This window comes from Streptomyces prunicolor (assembly GCF_045162825.1).
GTDB classification, from domain to species: Bacteria; Actinomycetota; Actinomycetes; order Streptomycetales; family Streptomycetaceae; genus Streptomyces; species Streptomyces prunicolor.
Genome location: NZ_CP108676.1, coordinates 5433435 through 5452105, shown reverse-complemented (window position 1 = coordinate 5452105; position 18671 = coordinate 5433435). Strand labels below are relative to the sequence as shown.

17 protein-coding genes are annotated in these 18671 nt (G+C 67.1%); 9 read left to right on the top strand and 8 right to left on the bottom strand.

Annotated elements, in window-relative coordinates; all coding sequences use genetic code 11:
• Positions 1 to 19: 19 nt before the first annotated feature.
• Entirely contained in the window at positions 20 to 1102 is a 1083-nt protein-coding gene (locus OG588_RS25000; protein ID WP_019055136.1) for an inositol-3-phosphate synthase, read from the bottom strand.
• Positions 1103 to 1146: 44 nt separating this feature from the next.
• On the bottom strand, positions 1147 to 1833 hold the full coding sequence (locus OG588_RS24995) for a PadR family transcriptional regulator (protein WP_019055135.1): 687 nt from the start codon (positions 1831 to 1833) through the stop codon (positions 1147 to 1149).
• Between the two features lie 735 nt (positions 1834 to 2568).
• Between OG588_RS24995 and OG588_RS24990 the strand changes: the two genes are divergently transcribed.
• Positions 2569 to 4812, top strand: a complete 2244-nt coding sequence (locus OG588_RS24990) for a transglycosylase domain-containing protein (protein ID WP_405953204.1) — start codon at positions 2569 to 2571, stop codon at positions 4810 to 4812.
• A 136-nt stretch (positions 4813 to 4948) separates the two neighbouring features.
• Positions 4949 to 6448, top strand: coding sequence for a glycosyltransferase family 87 protein (locus tag OG588_RS24985; protein ID WP_405949239.1), 1500 nt, complete (start codon positions 4949 to 4951; stop codon positions 6446 to 6448).
• A 124-nt stretch (positions 6449 to 6572) separates the two neighbouring features.
• Here the strand turns inward: OG588_RS24985 and OG588_RS24980 are convergent, their stop codons facing one another.
• The 3 genes from OG588_RS24980 to OG588_RS24970 form a co-directional block, all read right to left on the bottom strand.
• Entirely contained in the window at positions 6573 to 7604 is a 1032-nt protein-coding gene (locus tag OG588_RS24980; protein ID WP_405949238.1) for an alanine racemase, read from the bottom strand.
• A gap of 83 nt (positions 7605 to 7687) precedes the next feature.
• Positions 7688 to 8809: a peptidoglycan bridge formation glycyltransferase FemX gene (gene femX / locus OG588_RS24975; protein ID WP_405949237.1), complete on the bottom strand. Its 1122-nt coding sequence runs from the start codon at positions 8807 to 8809 to the stop codon at positions 7688 to 7690.
• Positions 8810 to 8988: 179 nt separating this feature from the next.
• Positions 8989 to 9303 (bottom strand): hypothetical protein, encoded by a 315-nt coding sequence (locus tag OG588_RS24970; RefSeq protein ID WP_019055130.1) that lies wholly within the window; start codon positions 9301 to 9303, stop codon positions 8989 to 8991.
• Between the two features lie 276 nt (positions 9304 to 9579).
• Here OG588_RS24970 and rpsF point away from each other — a divergent pair, with 276 nt between their 5' ends.
• The 4 genes from rpsF (at position 9580) to rplI (ending at position 11318) form a co-directional block, all read left to right on the top strand.
• The gene (gene rpsF, locus OG588_RS24965) at positions 9580 to 9870 is read left to right on the top strand and encodes a 30S ribosomal protein S6 (protein ID WP_006604399.1); all 291 of its coding nucleotides are present in this window, start codon (positions 9580 to 9582) and stop codon (positions 9868 to 9870) included.
• Positions 9871 to 9947: 77 nt separating this feature from the next.
• Positions 9948 to 10559 carry a single-stranded DNA-binding protein gene (locus OG588_RS24960; RefSeq protein WP_405949236.1) on the top strand — a complete coding sequence of 204 codons (612 nt, stop codon included), beginning with the start codon at positions 9948 to 9950 and terminating at the stop codon, positions 10557 to 10559.
• A 57-nt stretch (positions 10560 to 10616) separates the two neighbouring features.
• Positions 10617 to 10853, top strand: coding sequence for a 30S ribosomal protein S18 (gene rpsR / locus OG588_RS24955; protein WP_006381652.1), 237 nt, complete (start codon positions 10617 to 10619; stop codon positions 10851 to 10853).
• Positions 10854 to 10871: 18 nt separating this feature from the next.
• The gene (gene rplI / locus OG588_RS24950) at positions 10872 to 11318 is read left to right on the top strand and encodes a 50S ribosomal protein L9 (protein WP_019055128.1); all 447 of its coding nucleotides are present in this window, start codon (positions 10872 to 10874) and stop codon (positions 11316 to 11318) included.
• Between the two features lie 163 nt (positions 11319 to 11481).
• On the opposite strand, the gene OG588_RS24945 is transcribed toward rplI, so the two are convergent.
• The gene (locus OG588_RS24945) at positions 11482 to 12819 is read right to left on the bottom strand and encodes an MATE family efflux transporter (protein WP_405949235.1); all 1338 of its coding nucleotides are present in this window, start codon (positions 12817 to 12819) and stop codon (positions 11482 to 11484) included.
• 459 nt (positions 12820 to 13278) lie between these two features.
• Between OG588_RS24945 and dnaB the strand changes: the two genes are divergently transcribed.
• Together dnaB and OG588_RS24935 are read left to right on the top strand one after the other, a co-directional pair.
• Positions 13279 to 14757 carry a replicative DNA helicase gene (gene dnaB, locus OG588_RS24940; protein ID WP_363094731.1) on the top strand — a complete coding sequence of 493 codons (1479 nt, stop codon included), beginning with the start codon at positions 13279 to 13281 and terminating at the stop codon, positions 14755 to 14757.
• 85 nt (positions 14758 to 14842) lie between these two features.
• Positions 14843 to 16228 (top strand): serine hydrolase domain-containing protein, encoded by a 1386-nt coding sequence (locus tag OG588_RS24935; RefSeq protein WP_405949234.1) that lies wholly within the window; start codon positions 14843 to 14845, stop codon positions 16226 to 16228.
• A gap of 99 nt (positions 16229 to 16327) precedes the next feature.
• Here OG588_RS24935 and OG588_RS24930 read toward each other — a convergent pair whose 3' ends face one another.
• Entirely contained in the window at positions 16328 to 16780 is a 453-nt protein-coding gene (locus tag OG588_RS24930; RefSeq protein ID WP_317770431.1) for a GNAT family N-acetyltransferase, read from the bottom strand.
• A gap of 39 nt (positions 16781 to 16819) precedes the next feature.
• Positions 16820 to 17278, bottom strand: coding sequence for a MarR family winged helix-turn-helix transcriptional regulator (locus OG588_RS24925; RefSeq protein WP_405949233.1), 459 nt, complete (start codon positions 17276 to 17278; stop codon positions 16820 to 16822).
• Between the two features lie 141 nt (positions 17279 to 17419).
• Between OG588_RS24925 and OG588_RS24920 the strand changes: the two genes are divergently transcribed.
• A complete protein-coding gene (locus OG588_RS24920; RefSeq protein ID WP_405949232.1) occupies positions 17420 to 18628 on the top strand; it encodes an MFS transporter in 1209 nt (402 codons plus the stop codon).
• The last annotated feature ends 43 nt before the right edge of the window (positions 18629 to 18671 follow it).

Below are 18671 nucleotides of genomic sequence, written 5' to 3'. Positions count from 1 at the left end.
ACGAGCGAACCGGCGGGTCCTAGCGCTCGACCTCGCCCTTGATGAACTTCTCGACGTTCGCGTACGCCTCGTCGTCGAAGTACTGGACCGGCGGGGACTTCATGAAGTAGCTCGACGCGGAGAGGATCGGGCCGCCGATGCCGCGGTCCTTGGCGATCTTCGCGGCGCGCAGGGCGTCGATGATGACACCCGCGGAGTTCGGGGAGTCCCAGACCTCCAGCTTGTACTCCAGGTTCAGCGGGACGTCACCGAAGGCACGGCCTTCGAGGCGGACGTAGGCCCACTTGCGGTCGTCCAGCCACTGGACGTAGTCCGACGGGCCGATGTGGACGTTCTTCTCGCCCAGGTCGCGGTCCGGGATCTGCGAGGTGACGGCCTGCGTCTTCGAGATCTTCTTGGACTCGAGGCGGTCGCGCTCCAGCATGTTCTTGAAGTCCATGTTGCCGCCGACGTTGAGCTGCATCGTGCGCTCGAGACGGACACCGCGGTCCTCGAACAGCTTCGCCATGACGCGGTGCGTGATGGTGGCGCCGACCTGCGACTTGATGTCGTCGCCGACGATCGGGACGCCGGCCTCGGTGAACTTGTCCGCCCACTCCTTGGTGCCGGCGATGAAGACCGGGAGGGCGTTGACGAAGGCGACCTTGGCGTCGATGGCGCACTGGGCGTAGAACTTCGCCGCGTCCTCGGAACCGACGGGCAGGTAGCAGATCAGGACGTCGACCTGCTTGTCCTTGAGGATCTGGACCACGTCGACCGGGGTCTCGTCGGACTCCTCGATCGTCATGCGGTAGTACTTGCCCAGGCCGTCGAGGGTGTGACCGCGCTGGACCGTGACGCCCTTGTTCGGGACGTCGCAGATCTTGATGGTGTTGTTCTCACTGGCACCGATGGCGTCAGAGAGGTCGAGGCCGACCTTCTTCGCGTCGACGTCGAACGCGGCGACGAACTCGACGTCACCGACGTGGTACTCGCCGAACTGGACGTGCATCAGGCCGGGCACCTTGGCCGCCGGGTCGGCGTCCTTGTAGTACTCGACGCCCTGTACCAGTGAGGCGGCGCAGTTGCCCACGCCGACGATGGCTACGCGAACCGAACCCATTCCGGTTGCTCCCTGTGTGTGCGAGGTGAGGCCCTGACTGGACCTCATGTGGTGGTTTCGTCGGACGGATCCGGCCCGGGGGTGGCGCCCCCGAGCCGGGGCAGGCCGCCCGACTCCCCAGATGTGCTGTCCTGCTGAGCGGAGCGATCCGAAGCGGGACCCTTGAGGTCCCGTCCGGCCCGCTCGCTCTCGATGAGCTCGTTCAGCCAGCGCACTTCGCGCTCCACGGACTCCATTCCGTGGCGCTGGAGCTCAAGCGTGTAGTCGTCGAGGCGCTCCCGGGTCCGCGCCAGGGAGGTACGCATCTTGTCGAGACGCTCCTCCAGCCGGCTGCGGCGACCTTCGAGTACGCGCATGCGTACGTCACGTGATGTCTGCCCGAAGAAGGCGAAACGAGCGGCGAAATGTTCGTCCTCGTATGCGTCGGGCCCCGTCTGTGAGAGCAGTTCCTCGAAGTGCTCCTTACCTTCCGCCGTCAACCGGTAGACGATCTTGGCGCGACGTCCCGCGAGGGTGGCGGTAAGGGCGTCCTCGGGGGTGTTCCCCGTTTCCTCGATCAACCAGCCGTTGGCGACCAGCGTCTTGAGGCAGGGGTAGAGCGTCCCGTAGCTGAACGCACGGAACACACCCAGTGACGTGTTGAGTCGTTTGCGCAGCTCATAACCGTGCATGGGGGATTCGCGGAGCAGGCCGAGGATGGCGAACTCGAGGATGCCGGAGCGTCGGCTCATGGTCGCCTCCTCCCTGTCCGTGGTCCCGCCGTGACGGTCTTTATTCCGAGCTGATGTATCGACTCGATATATCCAGACGATAGAACGGCCTTCCGGATGCGACAAGTGGGGGGATGGTGAGCGGCGTCACATCACTGATTCGTTGGAATCAAGTTGCCTGATTTGGGGTGAACTTCGGGGCTAAGCAGGTTTTGACGGTGCGTAGTCTGTCCGGCATGCACACCACCGGGAACCAAGTGACGCGTGGGGGCGTCGCCGTCCCTGGTGCGGTACGGATGAATGCAGAACCGACCACATCCGTACTTCGGGGGGACCGGAAACCAGCCGCCGTTTCCAGGCGCGCACGGGTGCGCCTGCCCGAGGAGTAATCGTTCGATGAGCGAGCACCGTCGCAAACCGCCGCAGCCGCAGGGAGGCGGACGTGCCGCGGCCCGACGCGGCCAGTCCGGACCGACCTCCGGCCGCCGCGCGGCACCGCGAGGCGCCACCACCGGGTCTCCCTCCGACTCCTATGGGTCGAACCCCGCCGAGCCGGGGGGTGAAGAGCGCCAGTTCGGCAGTCGCGCCGAAGCCCGTCGGGCTGCGCAGAGAGGCGGCGGCCGTCGTAGAGAGCCCGCCGGTCAAGGTCCCGGCGGCCCGAACGGGCCCGGCCGGGGCAGAGGTCGCGCTCCCGCGCCCGGCAAGAAGCGGTTCATCGACTATCCGCGCTTCGACAAGTACGGATGGCGCCGCTGGATGCCCTCCTGGAAGCTTGTCTCCGGCCTGTGTCTGTTCTTCTTCGGCAGCCTCGTGGCCGCGGTCGGTGTCGGCTACGCCATGGTCGGCATCCCCAGCGAGAACACCGCGGCGAAGTCGCAGAACAACGTCTACTACTGGTCCAACGGCGATCAGATGGTCGCCACGGGCACCGGGGCGAACCGTCAGAACATCACCATCGACCAGATTCCCAAGGCCATGCAGTGGTCGGTGATCTCGGCCGAGAACAAGAGCTTCTACTCGGACTCGGGCGTCGACCCCATGGGCATCGCCCGGGCCCTGGCCAACATGGCCCGGGGTGGTGAGACGCAGGGTGGTTCGACGATCACCCAGCAGTTCGTCAAGAACACCTACCTGAGCCAGGAACAGACGGTCACCCGTAAGTTCAAGGAGATGTTCATCTCCATCAAGGTGGGGACCTCGCTCAGCAAGGAGCAGGTGCTGCAGGGCTACCTGAACACCTCGTACTACGGCCGCGGTGCCTACGGCATCCAGGCCGCCGCGCAGACGTACTACGGCGTGGACGCGGTCAAGCTGACGCCCAGCCAATGCGCCTTCCTGGCGGCCCTGTTGAAGGGCCCGACGTACTACGACCCGATCGGCGCCACGAACATCGACCCCGCGGCGACTTCCGCGGCCAACCGCAAGCGCTCCGAGGCTCGTTGGGCCTGGATTCTCGAGCAGATGCACGACGACAAGCGCATCACGGACGCCGAGTACCAGACGGCCATCAAGAAGTACCCCATGCCCCAGGGCCTGAAGGCGACCAAGGGCATGACGGGCCAGATCAGCTACCTGGTGGACACGGCCAAGAAGTACGTCCTGAACCACTCGAACATCTCGCAGACCGAGTTCGACCAGGGCGGCTACCAGATCTACACGACCTTCCAGAAGGACAAGGTCAACGAACTGAGTGCGGCCGTGAAGAAGATCCAGAAGGAGCGCATCGATCCCAAGAAGCGCAACCTGGACAAGTACGTCCAGTTCGGCGCGGCGTCGGTGGTGCCCAAGGACGGAGCGATCGTCGCCCTGTACGGCGGTGATGGCTACGAGAACGGCCACTTCACCAACAACGCCGATACCTCGGGCGTCCCCGTGGGTTCGACCTGGAAGCCGTTCGTGCTCGCCGCCGCCATGGAGTACGGCACGTACAAGACCGACGGCGTCGGTATTTCGCCGCTCAGTAAGTACAACGGCGACGACCATCTCAAGGTCAGAAACCAGGACGGCACGTATGTCCTGAACAAGGACAACTCGATCTTCTACCAGAACAACGAGAGTGACCACGCCTGGGGTTACATCTCGCTGCGCAAGGCGATGGAGCAGTCCATCAACACGCCGTTCGTGCAGCTGGGCATGGATGTGGGGAACTCGAAGGTGCGGGACGTTGCCAAGGCGTCCGGGATACTGGACGACAGTTTCGCCACGCTGAACGCGTCCTTCGCCATCGGTACCTCGACCCCCAGCGCGATCCGGATGGCAGACGCGTACGCGACGTTCGCCGCGTCCGGCAAACAGGCGGACCCGTACTCGGTGACGGCCGTGAAGGAGGGCGGACAGCCGGTGGCCGGCTTCGCCAAGCCGACCGTGAAGGTGGCGATGCCGGAGAACGTGGCGAACAACGTCACGAACACCCTGGAGAACGTCATCCAGAACGGTACGGCCGAGAACGCGAAGGCTCTGGGCCGTGACGCGGCCGGCAAGACCGGTACCACCGACAGCAACAAGTCGGCCTGGTTCGTCGGCTACACCCAGCAGCTCTCGACGTCGATCGCGATGTTCAGGGAGAACCCCCAGGACGCCCAACTGCTCTCCATGAACGGCACGGCAGGCGTGGCGTCCATCCACGGTGGTGACATCCCGACAGCGGTGTGGACCGAGTACATGGAGGCCGCGCTGAAGGGGAAGTCCGACCCCGGTTTCCCGGACGCCACCAAGATCGACAAGGTGTCGAACGAGGACGGCGCTCCGACTCCCACTCCGACGCCCGTCATCACGCCGAGCGAGACGCCCAGCGAGACTCCGAGCGAGACTCCGAGCGAGACGCCGAGTTCGACACCTTCGGCCACTGAGTCCTGCCAGTTCAGCTGGCAGTGCAGCGACGACGGTGGCACCGACGGAGGTTCGTCGTCCACGCCGACGGACACGGCCACTGCCACGGAATCCAGTGGCACCAGTAGAGGCAGTGACAATGGGGGCATCTTCGGAGGCTCAACCGGTTAGCTGTCATATCGCTCGTGAAGTGTGTTTCACGTGAAACACACTTCACGGGATGTTTCACGTGAAACGGGGGCCGCCGCATCCACGAGGTGCGGCGGCCCCCGGCGTACTCCTAGGTCCGTACGGCAGGATGTGCCCCATGCCCAGTGCAGAACTGACGCCCACGAGCGTGCACGAGCCGGATCCGGTACGGCCGACCAAGGATGACCAGGTCGCCGCCGCCGGTAGCGAACTGATCGGTGGCCCCATCGGCCGGCGCGCGCTCCTGGGGACGTCCTGGTGGACTCCCGTACGGGTCATCGCGCTGGTGGCGATCGGCGTCTTCGCCCTCGGCCTGGTCCAGAAGGCGCCCTGCTACAACAGCGGGTGGTTCTTCGGGGCCAGCGCGCAGTACACGCACGCGTGCTACTCGGACATCCCGCACCTCTATCAGGGGCGCGGTTTCGCCGACGGTCTCGTGCCGTACTTCGACAAGCTGCCCGGCGACATGCAGTACCTCGAATACCCGGTGCTGACCGGTGTGTTCATGGAGGTGGCCGCCTGGCTCACCCCGGGCAGCGGCAGCATCCAGCACCAGGAACAGTGGTACTGGATGGTCAATGCCGGGATGCTGATGGTGTGCGCGGCCGTCATCGTCGTATGCGTCAGCCGCACGCACGCCCGTCGCCCTTGGGACGGACTGCTGGTCGCCCTGGCGCCCGCCTTCGCGCTGACCGCCACCATCAACTGGGACCTGCTGGCGGTCGCTCTGACGGCCGCGGCGATGCTGATGTGGTCCCGGGGCCGTTCCCTCGCGTTCGGCGTCCTGTTGGGCCTTGCCACGGCCGCCAAGCTGTATCCCGTCTTCCTGCTCGGCCCGCTGTTCCTGCTGTGCTGGCGCGCGGGCAAGTGGCGGGACTTCGGGAAGGCGTTCGGAGGAACTGTCGTCGCCTGGCTGGCGGTGAACCTGCCGGTGATGCTCTTCGCCTTCGACGGCTGGTCGAAGTTCTACACGTTCAGCCAGGAACGGGGCGTCGACTTCGGGTCGTTCTGGCTGATCCTGGCTCAGAAGTCCACCGACCCGCTGAGTACCGACACCGTCAACACGTTCGCCACCCTGCTGGTGCTGCTCTGCTGCGCAGGCATCGCGGCGCTCACGATGACCGCTCCGCGCCGGCCGCGCTTCGCCCAGCTGGCCTTCCTGATCGTCGCGGCCTTCATCGTGACCAACAAGGTCTACTCGCCGCAGTACGTGCTGTGGCTGGTCCCGCTGGCGGTACTGGCCCGGCCCAAGTGGCGGGACTTCCTGATCTGGCAGGCGTGCGAGGTGGCGTACTTCCTGGGGATCTGGATGTACCTCGCGTACACGACCAGCGGCGACGCCCACAAAGGCCTGCCGACCGAGGGCTACCAATTGGCCATCGGCCTGCACCTGCTGGGCACGCTCTACCTGTGCGCCGTGATCGTGCGCGACATCCTCATGCCGGAGCGGGACGTGGTGCGCATGGCGGGCGACGACGACCCTTCGGGCGGGGTGCTCGACAGGGCGGAGGACGTGTTCGTGTTCGGCGCGGCGGCCCGTCCTGGGCGGCACGCGGCCCCCTTCGACGGGCCGCAGGTGGAGTGGGGCAGCGAGGGTCCGGCGAACCGTTCGCTCTGAGCGAACAGGGTGTGCGGAGAGCCCACGAAAGACGGCGAGACCACGCGAAAAGGCCGTACCTGGGAGGTCCTGGGTACGGCCTTTTCGCTGTTGTGGAGGGGCTCAGCGATCGTGGTCGAGAGGTTCAGCGATCCACGATCCGGTCGAACTGCGTGGTGGTGTGCCGCAGATGGGCCACCAGCTCCTCGCCGACCTTCGGCTCGGCCGCTTCCGCCGGTACGAACAGGATCGAGACCTGCATGTGCGGCGGCTCGGCGAACCAGCGCTGCTTGCCGTCCCAGACGAACGGCGAAAGGTTCCGGTTGACCGTGGCCAGGCCGGCGCGGGCGACGCCCTTGGCGCGCGGCATGACGCCGTGCAGCGCCTTGGGGGCCTCCAGGCCCACCCCGTGCGACGTACCGCCCGCAACGACCACCAGATAGCCGTCCGAGGCCGCCTTCTGCTGCCGGTAGCCGAAACGGTCGCCCTTGGAGACCCGGGTGACGTCCAGGACCGCTCCGCGGTACTCGGTGGCCTCGTGGTCCCCCAGCCACAGCCGGGTGCCGATACGGGCCCGGAAGCGGGTCTGCGGGAACTGCCGCTGCAGCCGGGCGAGTTCCTCGGCCTTGAGGTGGCTGACGAACATCGTGTGCAACGGCAGCCGGGCGGCACGCAGGCGGTCCATCCAGCCGATGACCTCCTCGACGGCGTCCGAGCCGTCGGTGCGGTCCAGCGGGAGGTGGATGGCGAAGCCCTCCAGACGGACGTTCTCTATGGCCGAGTGCAGCTGCGGCAGTTCCTGCTCGCTGACGCCGTGACGCTTCATCGAGGACATCACCTCGATGACCACGCGGGCGCCCACCAGGCCGTACACACCGTCGATGGACGACACCGAGCGGATCACCCGGTCCGGCAGCGGAACGGGCTCCTCGCCGCGGCGGTACGGCGTCAGCACCAGCAGGTCACCGCCGAACCAGTCCTTGATCCGGGCGGCCTCGTACGTCGTGCCGACGGCGAGGACGTCCGCGCCGAGACGCGTCGCCTCCTCCGCCAGCCGCTCGTGCCCGAAGCCGTAGCCGTTGCCCTTGCAGACCGGGACGAGCCCGGGGAACTGCTCGGCGACGTGCTTGTGATGCGCCCGCCAGCGCGCGGTGTCGACGGAGAGCGTGAGCGCCATGGCCGGACCTGGAACCTTTCGGGTGGCTGCGGTGTATCAGAAGTATGGAAGCTGTCGACGCTATCGAAGCGAAGTACGTGAGGTCAGCGGCGCGACATGTAGATGTCGAGCGCCTTGTGGAGCAGCTTGTTGAGCGGGAAGTCCCACTCGCCGAGGTATTCGGCGGCCTGCCCGCCGGTGCCCACCTTGAACTGGATCAGCCCGAAGAGGTGGTCGGTCTCGTCCAGCGAGTCGGAGATGCCGCGCAGGTCGTAGACGGTGGCGCCGAGCGCGTAGGCGTCGCGCAGCATCCGCCACTGCATCGCGTTCGAGGGCCGGACCTCGCGCCCGATGTTGTCGGAGGCGCCGTAGGAGTACCAGACGTGTCCGCCGACCACGAGCATCGTCGCCGCCGACAGGTTCACCCCGTCGTGCCGGGCGAAGTACAGCCGCATCCGGTTGGGGTCCTCGGTGTTGAGGGCCGTCCACATGCGCTGGAAGTACGACAGCGGGCGGGGCCGGAAGTGGTCGCGCAAAGCCGTGATCTCGTACAGCCGCTGCCACTCCTCAAGGTCGTGGTAGCCGCCCTGGACGACCTCGACACCAGCCTTTTCGGCCTTCTTGATGTTGCGGCGCCACAGCTGGTTGAAGTTCTTGTGGACCTCTTCGAGGGAGCGGTTTGCCAGCGGCACCTGGTAGACGTAACGCGGCTGGACGTCGCCGAAGCCGGCGCCGCCGTCCTCACCCTGCTGCCAGCCCATACGGCGCAGTTTGTCGGCCACCTCGAAGGCGCGCGGTTCGATGAAGTCGGCCTCGATGTCCCGCAGTCGCTTCACGTCCGGGTTCTGGATGCCGGCCTTGATGGAGATGGCCTCCCAGCGCCGGATGATGACCGGCGGGCCCATCTTCACCGAGAAGGCGCCCTGGTGCTTGAGGTGGGCCAGCATCGGCTGGATCCAGTCGTCCAGATTCGGCGCGAACCAGTTGATGACCGGGCCCTCGGGCAGATAGGCCAAGTAGCGCTTGATCTTGGGGAGTTGGCGGTAGAGGACCAGGCCCGCGCCGACCAGCTCGCCGGTCTTCTCGTCGAACCAGCCGAGGCTCTCGGAGCGCCACTCCGCCTTCACATCAGCCCATGCCGGGACCTGCATGTGGCTCGCCGAGGGCAGGCTCTGGATGAATGCCAGATGCTGCTCACGGCTGATGGTCCTCAGGGTCAGGCTCATTCGGGGCGCTCCTCGGGCTGGGGTGTCCCCATGGGTACAGGGGCTCCGGCTCTCGCGCCGAAGCCTACTGCGCCTTACGAGCGCCCCGACTGGGCGTATGCAACCTTCGCCTCGGCCTGTGGGCCGCCAAGGCGTTCCGTGCTGTTTTACGCGGAGTTAGGACTACGGAGTCCGTCGCCTCAGTTGATGACTCCGCCGAACAGGCCGCCGTGCGCCATGCCGAGGAAGAATCCGACACCCGCGGCACCGAGACCCAGGATCAGACCGAAGCGCTCCCTCGTCGTCTCGGAGATCCACTGCCCGTAGGCGCCGGTGAGGATCCCCACCAGGCCGGCCCATGAGCTGAGCAGGTGCAGGCTGTGGAAGAAGCCCGTGATGAACGCGGTCAGCCCGAGCACCAGGGTCACCGCGAGCAGCGTGTCCTGGAGCGGATGGGGCTTGCCGTCTGTGGCGAACAGAGAACCGGCGGTGTTGGGTCGCAATGCCTGTGCCATGTGGCACCTCCTGCGGAAGGCGGCGCATCGTCGCGCCGGACGCACCCGATGTGTACAGATTGACGCTCTCCGCCGCCGGATTTCAACCGGAAGCAGGTGTGCGGGTAGTCTGTACCCTCTGCACTGGTGTCTGCCCATGCCACGACCCGGAATCCCCACGAGGGGCACCCGATGTCAGTGGTGGCTGTTTTACTGGCACACACTGTTGCTTACGCATCACAACCCTCCTGCCACGGATCGACCGTGGCCGCTGAGTCCAAAGGAGGTGGGTTCCACATGCGTCACTACGAGGTGATGGTCATCCTCGACCCCGATCTGGAGGAGCGCGCTGTCTCCCCCCTGATCGAGAACTTCCTCTCCGTCGTCCGTGAGGGCAACGGAAAGGTCGAGAAGGTCGACACCTGGGGCCGTCGTCGTCTCTCGTACGAGATCAAGAAGAAGCCCGAGGGCATCTACTCGGTCATCGACCTGCAGGCCGAGCCTGCGGTCGTCAAGGAGCTCGACCGCCAGATGAACCTGAACGAGTCGGTCCTCCGGACCAAGGTCCTCCGCCCCGAGACCCACTGAGCACCTAGCTCAGCCGATCTCGGGATTCGAGTAGCAGCACCAAGCAGCCAGCAGCAAACCCGCCGAGAGGTTCCCCCATGGCAGGCGAGACCGTCATCACGGTCGTCGGCAATCTTGTCGACGACCCCGAGCTGCGCTTCACCCCGTCCGGTGCGGCGGTCGCGAAGTTCCGTGTCGCGTCCACCCCCCGCACCTTCGACCGCCAGACCAACGAGTGGAAGGACGGCGAAAGCCTCTTCCTCACCTGCTCGGTCTGGCGGCAGGCGGCGGAGAACGTCGCCGAATCGCTCCAGCGAGGCATGCGCGTCATCGTGCAGGGCCGGCTGAAGCAGCGGTCCTACGAGGACCGTGAGGGCGTCAAGCGCACGGTCTACGAACTGGACGTCGAGGAAGTCGGCGCCAGCCTGCGCAGTGCCACGGCCAAGGTCACCAAGACCGCCGGTGGCGCTCGCGGTGGCCAGGGCGGCGGTTTCGGTGGTGGCGGTGGCGGTGGCCAGGGTGGCGGCGGCTGGGGTGGAAACTCCGGCGGCGGTCAGCCGGCCGGCGGCGCTCCCGCCGACGACCCGTGGGCCACCGGCGCTCCTGCCGGTGGAAACCAGGGCGGCGGCGGTGGCGGCTGGGGTGGAAACTCCGGCGGCGCCAGCGGTGGCGGCGGTGGCGGCGGCTACTCGGACGAACCCCCCTTCTAGGCCTTTGGGCCGAGGGTGGGTCGTACCCACACTTCTTGATCACACAGGAGATACACCATGGCGAAGCCGCCTGTGCGCAAGCCGAAGAAGAAGGTCTGCGCATTCTGCAAGGACAAGGTCCAGTACGTGGACTACAAGGACACGAACATGCTGCGGAAGTTCATTTCCGACCGCGGCAAGATCCGTGCCCGCCGCGTGACCGGCAACTGCACGCAGCACCAGCGTGACGTCGCCACGGCTGTGAAGAACAGCCGTGAGATGGCGCTGCTGCCCTACACCTCCACCGCGCGATAAGGGAAGGGTGACCGACTAATGAAGATCATCCTCACCCACGAGGTCTCCGGCCTCGGTGCCGCGGGCGACGTCGTCGACGTCAAGGACGGTTACGCTCGCAACTACCTGATCCCGCGGAAGTTCGCTATCCGCTGGACCAAGGGTGGCGAGAAGGACGTCGAGCAGATCCGTCGTGCTCGCAAGATCCACGAGATCCAGACCATCGAGCAGGCCAACTCCGTGAAGGCCCAGCTCGAGGGCGTCAAGGTCCGTCTGGCCGTCCGCTCCGGCGACGCCGGTCGTCTCTTCGGTTCCGTCACCCCGGCCGACATCGCTTCCGCGATCAAGGCTTCCGGTGGCCCCGAGGTCGACAAGCGTCGTATCGAGTTGACGTCCCCGATCAAGACCCTGGGCGCCCACGAGACGTCCGTGCGTCTGCACCCCGAGGTTGCCGCCAAGGTCAACATCGAGGTCATCGCAGCCTGATCGCTGCACTCGGCACAGCTGAGAGAGGGGCCGCACCCGTTGGGGTGCGGCCCCTCTGCTGTGTCCGCGAGGGGACGTGGACCGGGTAGTGCGTTCGAGACGGTGCTACGGCCCGCATGTTTCACGTGAAACATGGCAGTGCGCGGTGTTTCACGTGAAACGGTCAGCGGGTCGCGCCCGTGACGACCCAGCGACCCGAGCGGGTGCGCAGCAGGAGCGTCACCATGCGCACCGCCATCATCAGGGTCATCGCTCCCCAGAGCGCGGTCAGTCCGGCACCGAGGACCGGTACGAGCAGAGCCACTGGAGCGAAGACCGCCAGGGTCACCACCATCGCCCCGGCGAGATACGGCCCGTCTCCCGCGCCCATCAGCACCCCGTCCAGGACGAAGACGACACCGCAGATCGGCTGGGAGAGCGCCACCATGATCAGGGCGGGCAGGGCGGTGTCCTTGACGGTGGGGTCGCTGGTGAACAGGGGGAGGAAAAGCGGGCGGGACAGGATCACCAGGAGACCGAGGACCACTCCGACGGCGATCCCCCACTGCACCATGCGACGGCATGCGGCGCGGGCGCCCTGGGGATCGTTCGCACCGAGATAGCGACCGATGATGGCCTGGCCCGCGATGGCGATGGCGTCGAGCGCCATGGCCAGCAGGGACCACAGGGACAGGATGATCTGGTGGGCGGCGATGTCGGCGTCTCCGAGGTGGGCCGCGACGGCAGTGGCGATCAGGAGGACTGCCCGCAGGGAGAGTGTGCGGATGAGGAGAGGCACACCGGCCTGCGCCGAGGCTCTGATCCCTGCGGCGTCGGGACGGAGGGAGGCGCCGTGTCGGCGGGCTCCGCGGACGACCACGATGAGATAGACGGCAGCCATGCCCCACTGGGCGATGACGGTGCCCCAGGCAGAGCCGGCGATGCCGAGGTCGGCGCCGTAGACGAGTCCTACGTTGAGGACGCCGTTGGCGATGAAGCCTGAGACGGCTACGTACAGCGGGGTCTTGGTGTTCTGCAGTCCCCGTAGGACTCCGGTGGCGGCGAGGACGATCAGCATGGCCGGGATGCCGATCGAGGAGATGCGTAGGTAGGTCGTCGCGTAGGGGGCGGCGGTGTCCGAGGCGCCGAAGAGGCCGATGAGGGCGGGAGCCGAGGGGAGGACGACGGCGATGACGGTGGCGCCGATCAGGAGGGCGAGCCAGATGCCGTCCATGCCCTGGCGGATGGCGGCCTGGAGGTCACCCGCGCCGACGCGTCGGGCGACGGCCGCTGTCGTGGCGTAAGCGAGGAAGACGAAGACGCTCACGGCTGTCATCAGGAGGGCGGATGCCACTCCGAGTCCGGCGAGTTGTGCGGTGCCGAGATGGCCGACGATCGCGCTGTCGGCCATGACGAAGAGGGGCTCGGCGACGAGTGCGCCGAAGGCCGGGACGGCCAGCATGACGATCTCTCGGTCGTGCTGTCGTCGGGTGGCCCTGGTGGCCGCGGGAGCCTGTGTCATGAGCACTAATCTAATCGTCCACAGGTAAGAGATGCAATTGCTGAGTGACCCTTACCTCCGATCTCGCCTCGTGTCCTCTCGCGCACTGTTCGAAGCGATCTTGGTCTGATGTGGAAAGTTTTTCTTCTGCACAGCCGGTGGATGGGAAAGGTGCAGGTCAGATTGGTTACGACGGAAGTGGCGAGGTCTTGTTCACAGGGCTGTCCACCGGGTCGTGCACAGGTTTTGGCGGGTTCTCCACAGCATCAGGGCCGTCGTCCACATGGCCTGTGGATAACCAGATTGGCTGACGGTGCCCACAGGCCTACGGTGGACCGGTACCCGCCCCGTCCGTCGGACCGAGAACCATCACAAAACCGACGCGCCCGTACCGGAGTTGGGCGCTTCATTTGTCAGTGCCGTGCCGTAGAAATAAGGGGCACGGCGAGGTCCGCTCGACGGACGGGAGGAGGTGGCTCGGTGAGTATTTCCGAGCCCTTGGACGACCCGTGGGCCGAGAGCGGTCCCAGTGATCGTCTGCCTGCTTCCCGACGGCGCGGTGAGGGAGGCCGGGGCCGGGACGAACAGCATGACCGCGGCCGCGAAGGCGGCGAGTGGGAGGGCGCTGGTTCGGCCTTCGAGCGAGTGCCTCCGCAGGACCTCGATGCCGAGCAGTCCGTGCTCGGCGGCATGCTTCTGTCCAAGGACGCCATCGCGGACGTCGTCGAAGTCCTCAAAGGCCACGACTTCTACAAGCCCGCGCACGAGACGATCTACCAGGCGATCCTCGACGTCTACGCCAAGGGCGAGCCGGCCGACCCGATCACCATCGCCGCCGAACTCACCAAGCGCGGTGAGATCAACAAGGTCGGCGGCGCATCGTATCTGCACACGCTCGTCCAGACCGTGCCGACGGCGGCGAACGCGGAGTACTACGCGGAGATCGTCCACGAGCGGGCCGTCCTGCGCCGCCTGGTCGAGGCCGGCACCCGTATCACCCAGATGGGATACGCGGCCGACGACGATGTCGACGAGATCGTCAACCGGGCCCAGGCCGAGATCTACGCGGTCACCGAGCAGCGGACCAGCGAGGACTACCTTCCGCTCGGCGACATCATGGAGGGCGCGCTCGACGAGATCGAGGCGATCGGCTCACGCAGCGGCGAGATGACGGGTGTGCCCACCGGGTTCACCGACCTCGACTCGCTCACCAACGGTCTGCACCCGGGCCAGATGATCGTCATCGCGGCCCGTCCCGCCATGGGCAAGTCCACACTCGCGCTGGACTTCGCCCGCGCGGCGTCGATCAAGAACAACCTCCCGAGCGTCATCTTCTCCCTCGAAATGGGGCGCAACGAGATCGCGATGCGCCTGCTGTCCGCCGAGGCCCGCGTCGCCCTGCACCACATGCGCTCCGGCACCATGACCGACGAGGACTGGACGCGGCTGGCACGCCGGATGCCCGAGGTGTCGTCCGCGCCGCTCTACATCGACGACTCCCCGAACCTGTCGATGATGGAGATCCGCGCGAAGTGCCGTCGGCTCAAGCAGCGCAGCGACATCAAGCTGGTGATCATCGACTATCTGCAGCTGATGCAGGCCGGTGGCTCCAAGCGACAGGAGAGCCGTCAGCAGGAGGTCTCGGACATGTCCCGAAACCTCAAGCTCCTGGCGAAGGAGCTGGAGGTCCCGGTGATCGCGCTCTCGCAGCTGAACCGTGGTCCCGAGCAGCGCACGGACAAGAAGCCGATGGTGTCCGACCTGCGTGAGTCCGGCTCCATCGAGCAGGACGCCGACATGGTCATCCTGCTGCACCGTGAGGACGCGTACGAGAAGGAGTCGCCGCGCGCGGGCGAGGCCGACATCATCGTGGGCAAGCACCGTAACGGCCCGACGGCGACGATCACCGTGGCCTTCCAGGGCCACTACTCGCGCTTCGTGGACATGGCGCAGACCTGACCGGGCGCCTGTAGGCGGCAGACCCGCTGCCGTGTCCCGAGAAATGTGCTCGACGTACGGCTGCCCCGGCGGATGGACTGGGGGTATGACGACATCTCAGGACGACTTGCTTCCCGGTACGCGCAGGGCGCTGTTGCATCGGATCGCTGTGGCCCAGGCCGAGGGGCGGGCGCCTTCGCTGGTCGCGACGGTGGTGCGCGACGGGCGGGCGGTGTGGCACGGCGCGCGGACCTCGGTGGACGGACACGGGCCGGACGAGAACGTGCAGTACCGGATCGGTTCGATCACCAAGACCTTCACCGCCGTCCTGATCCTGCGGCTGCGCGACGAGGGCGTCCTCGACCTCGGTGACCCGCTGGAGAAGCACCTGCCCGGCACCGGCGCGGGGGAGGCCACCATCGCCCAACTCCTCGCGCACACAAGCGGGTTGGCGGCCGAGTCGCCCGCGCCGTGGTGGGAGCGGACGCCGGGTTCCCTACGGCCGGAGCTTCGCGATGTGCTGGGTGAGCAGCCTCTGCTGCATCCGGTCGGCCGCCGGTTCCACTACTCGAACCCCGGCTACACGGTGTTGGGCGCGCTCGTCGAGGAACTGCGGGGTGCCTCTTGGGAGGACGTACTCCGGCGGGAAGTTCTCGAACCTCTTGGCCTCGACCGCACGAGTGCTCAGCCGCAGGCACCGCACGCGGGTGGCTGGGCGGTGCATCCGTGGGCCGACGCGCTGTTGCCGGAACCCTCCGAGGACCTCGGCCTTATGGCACCGGCCGGTCAACTCTGGTCCACCACCGGCGACTTGGCGCGGTTCGCCGTGTTCCTGGCACACGGGGACGACCGCGTGCTGAGTGCGGAGTCCGTGCGGGAGATGCGGACCCCCGCGGCACCGGCGGAGGCCGCCGACGTCATGGACGGTTCCACATACGGCCTCGGCCTGCAGGTGCAGCGCCGCGACGGCCGACTGCTCATCGGCCACGGCGGATCGCTGCCCGGCTTCCTGGCGAGCCTCACCATCAGCCTCACGGACGACGTCTCGGCGGTGGTACTGGCCAACTGCACCTCCGGTCCGCCGCTGGCGTCGGTGGCAGCCGATCTCGTCCGTATCGTCGCCGAGGCCGAGCCGAGGATTCCGGAGCCATGGCGCCCGATGTCTGAAGTCGACGCCGGAGTACTGGAGTTGGCGGGTCCCTGGTACTGGGGGACGCACGGCTTCGCCCTGCGACTGACGGCTGATGGCGGGGCCTCGCTGGAGCCGCTGGCCGACGGTGGCCGCCGTTCGCGGTTCCGGAGCAACGGTGACGGCACCTGGATCGGGCTGGAGGGGTACTACGCCGGAGAGCTCCTGCGGCCCGTACGACGCCCGGACGGGTCCCTGATCCACCTGGACCTCGGATCGTTCGTCTTCACGCGTCAGCCGTACGACGAGAGCGGTTCTGTGCCGGGTGGGGTGGACCCGGAGGGGTGGCGGGGGATCCGCTAGCTGCTCCCGTAGTCGGGGAGGCGTCGTGTTTCACGTGAAACATGGCGCCTCCCGCTGCCGATAGGACGCCTCGCACTCTTCTTCAGGAGAGAGGTCTGGTCAGAGAGGGAGCTTGAAACCCACGTGTGAGGCGGTGAAACCGAGCCGCTCGTAGAACCGGTGGGCATCGGTGCGGGTGGCGTCAGAGGTCAGCTGGACGAGTTGGCAGCCCTGGCGGCGGGACTCGGCGATCGCCCACTCGATGAGCTGTGTGCCCAGGCCGCTGCCCCGCTCGTCCGCGTGAATGCGTACGGCCTCGATGATCGAGCGGGTGGCGCCCTTGCGCGACAGCCCCGGAACGACCGTGAGCTGGAGGGTGCCGACGACGCGGCCCTCGCGCACGGCGACCACGAGGTGCTGGTTCGGGTCGGCGGTCAGACGGTCCAACGCGGCCAGGTAGGGCGTCAGGTCGTCCGGTGACTCGCGTTGGGAGCCCAAGGGGTCGTCGGCGAGCATGCCGACGATGGCGGGGACGTCCTCGGTGACCGCGGCTCGTATTTCAAGATCTCCCATGACCACACCTTAAGCAGGGGCATGCGGTGTGGGAGGGGGCTATGCGGGCACGTTCATCGACTCCACGACCCGGACCAGGGGCGCCAGTTCGGGGTTCGTGGCCGCTGCGTCGAGTGCCTCGCGCAGGGCGGTGTCGTTGGTCGGGCGGGCCTCTTCGAGCAGTGTGAGGCCGGCCTCGGAGACGTTCGTGTAGATGCCCCGGCGGTCGGTCGGGCACAGGTACCGGGAGAGCAGACCGCGGTCCTCCAGTCGGGTGACCAGCCGGGTGGTGGCGCTCTGGCTGAGGACGACCGCGTCGGCGACCTGCCGCATCTGCAGATGGCCCCCGTCACCGTCGTGCTGTCGGCTGAGCACGTCGAGCAGCGAGTACTCCCGCATGCTCAGGTCGTGCTTGGCCTGCAGAGCGCGCTCGATGTGCGCCTCGATCCTCCCGTGCAACAAGGAGAGGGCGCACCAGCCCTGGGCGAGGGCGGTGAGTGCGGGGTCCGTCGCTGTCATTGGCGTTTCCTCCGTCCAGGAGCGGCTGAACCCAGGATAGAGCACAGGCGAAATAGTCCGCGCTTGCGCATAGCCCGCGTCTGCAACTATTGTTAACGCACGTAAGGCGCTCCTGCAATCTTCTGGGAAGGGTACCTCCACATGCCTCTCGCGCTTCTGGCCCTCGCGATCGGGGCCTTCGGAATCGGCACGACCGAGTTCGTGATCATGGGGTTGCTGCCCCAGGTCGCGGGTGACTTCGGGGTCTCCATCCCCACCGCGGGATTGCTGGTCACCGGCTACGCGCTGGGTGTGGTGATCGGCGCCCCGCTGATGACCGTGCTCGGTACCAAGGTCCCCCGCAAGCGGATGCTGATGCTGCTGATGGGCCTGTTCATCCTCGGCAACCTGCTCTCCGCCGTCGCCCCCAGCTTCTCGGTGATGCTGATCGGCCGCGTGGTCGCCTCGCTCGCCCATGGCGCCTTCTTCGGCATCGGCTCGGTCGTCGCGGCCGAACTGGTCGCCCCGGACAAGAAGGCCGGAGCCATCGCGATGATGTTCACCGGGCTCACCGTCGCCAATGTCGTCGGCGTCCCGCTGGGCACCCTCGTCGGGCAGTCCGTTGGCTGGCGTGTCACCTTCGCCATCGTCGCGGGCCTCGGCGTGATCGGTCTGGCCGGTATCGCCAAGCTCGTACCCGACCTGCCCAAGCCCGAGGGTGTACGGCTGCGGCACGAACTGGCCGCCTTCAAGAACACCCAGGTCCTGCTCGCCATGGCGATGACCGTCCTCGGCTTCGGCGGCGTCTTCGCGGCCATCACCTACATCGCGCCGATGATGACCCACGTCACCGGCTTCGCCGACGGCTCCGTCACCTGGCTGCTCGTCCTCTTCGGCCTCGGCATGGTCGGCGGCAACCTCGTCGGCGGCAAGTTCGCCGACCGCGCCCTGATGCCCATGCTGTACGTCTCGCTGGGCGCCCTGGCCGTCGTGCTCGCGCTCTTCACGGTCACCGCGCACAACAAGATCGCGGCAGCCGTCACCATCGCCCTCATCGGCGCCCTGGGCTTCGCCACCGTGCCGCCGCTGCAGAAGCGGGTCCTCGACCAGGCACACGGTGCCCCGACGCTGGCCTCCGCCGTGAACATCGGCGCCTTCAACCTCGGCAACGCGCTGTCCGCCTGGCTCGGCGGCATCGTCATCGCGGCCGGCTTCGGCTACACCGCCCCCAACTGGGTCGGCGCCGTCCTCGCCGCGGCCGCCCTGCTCCTCGCGATCCTCTCGGCCGCCCTGGAACGCCGCACCAGCGCCCGCGGCGCCGTCGTCGCGGCCGGTACGCCGAGCGAGCAGCGGACCGCCGTCCACCACTGACCCCGCCGGGCCGGAGCGGGGAGACGCGGGGCCAGGGCCGTCC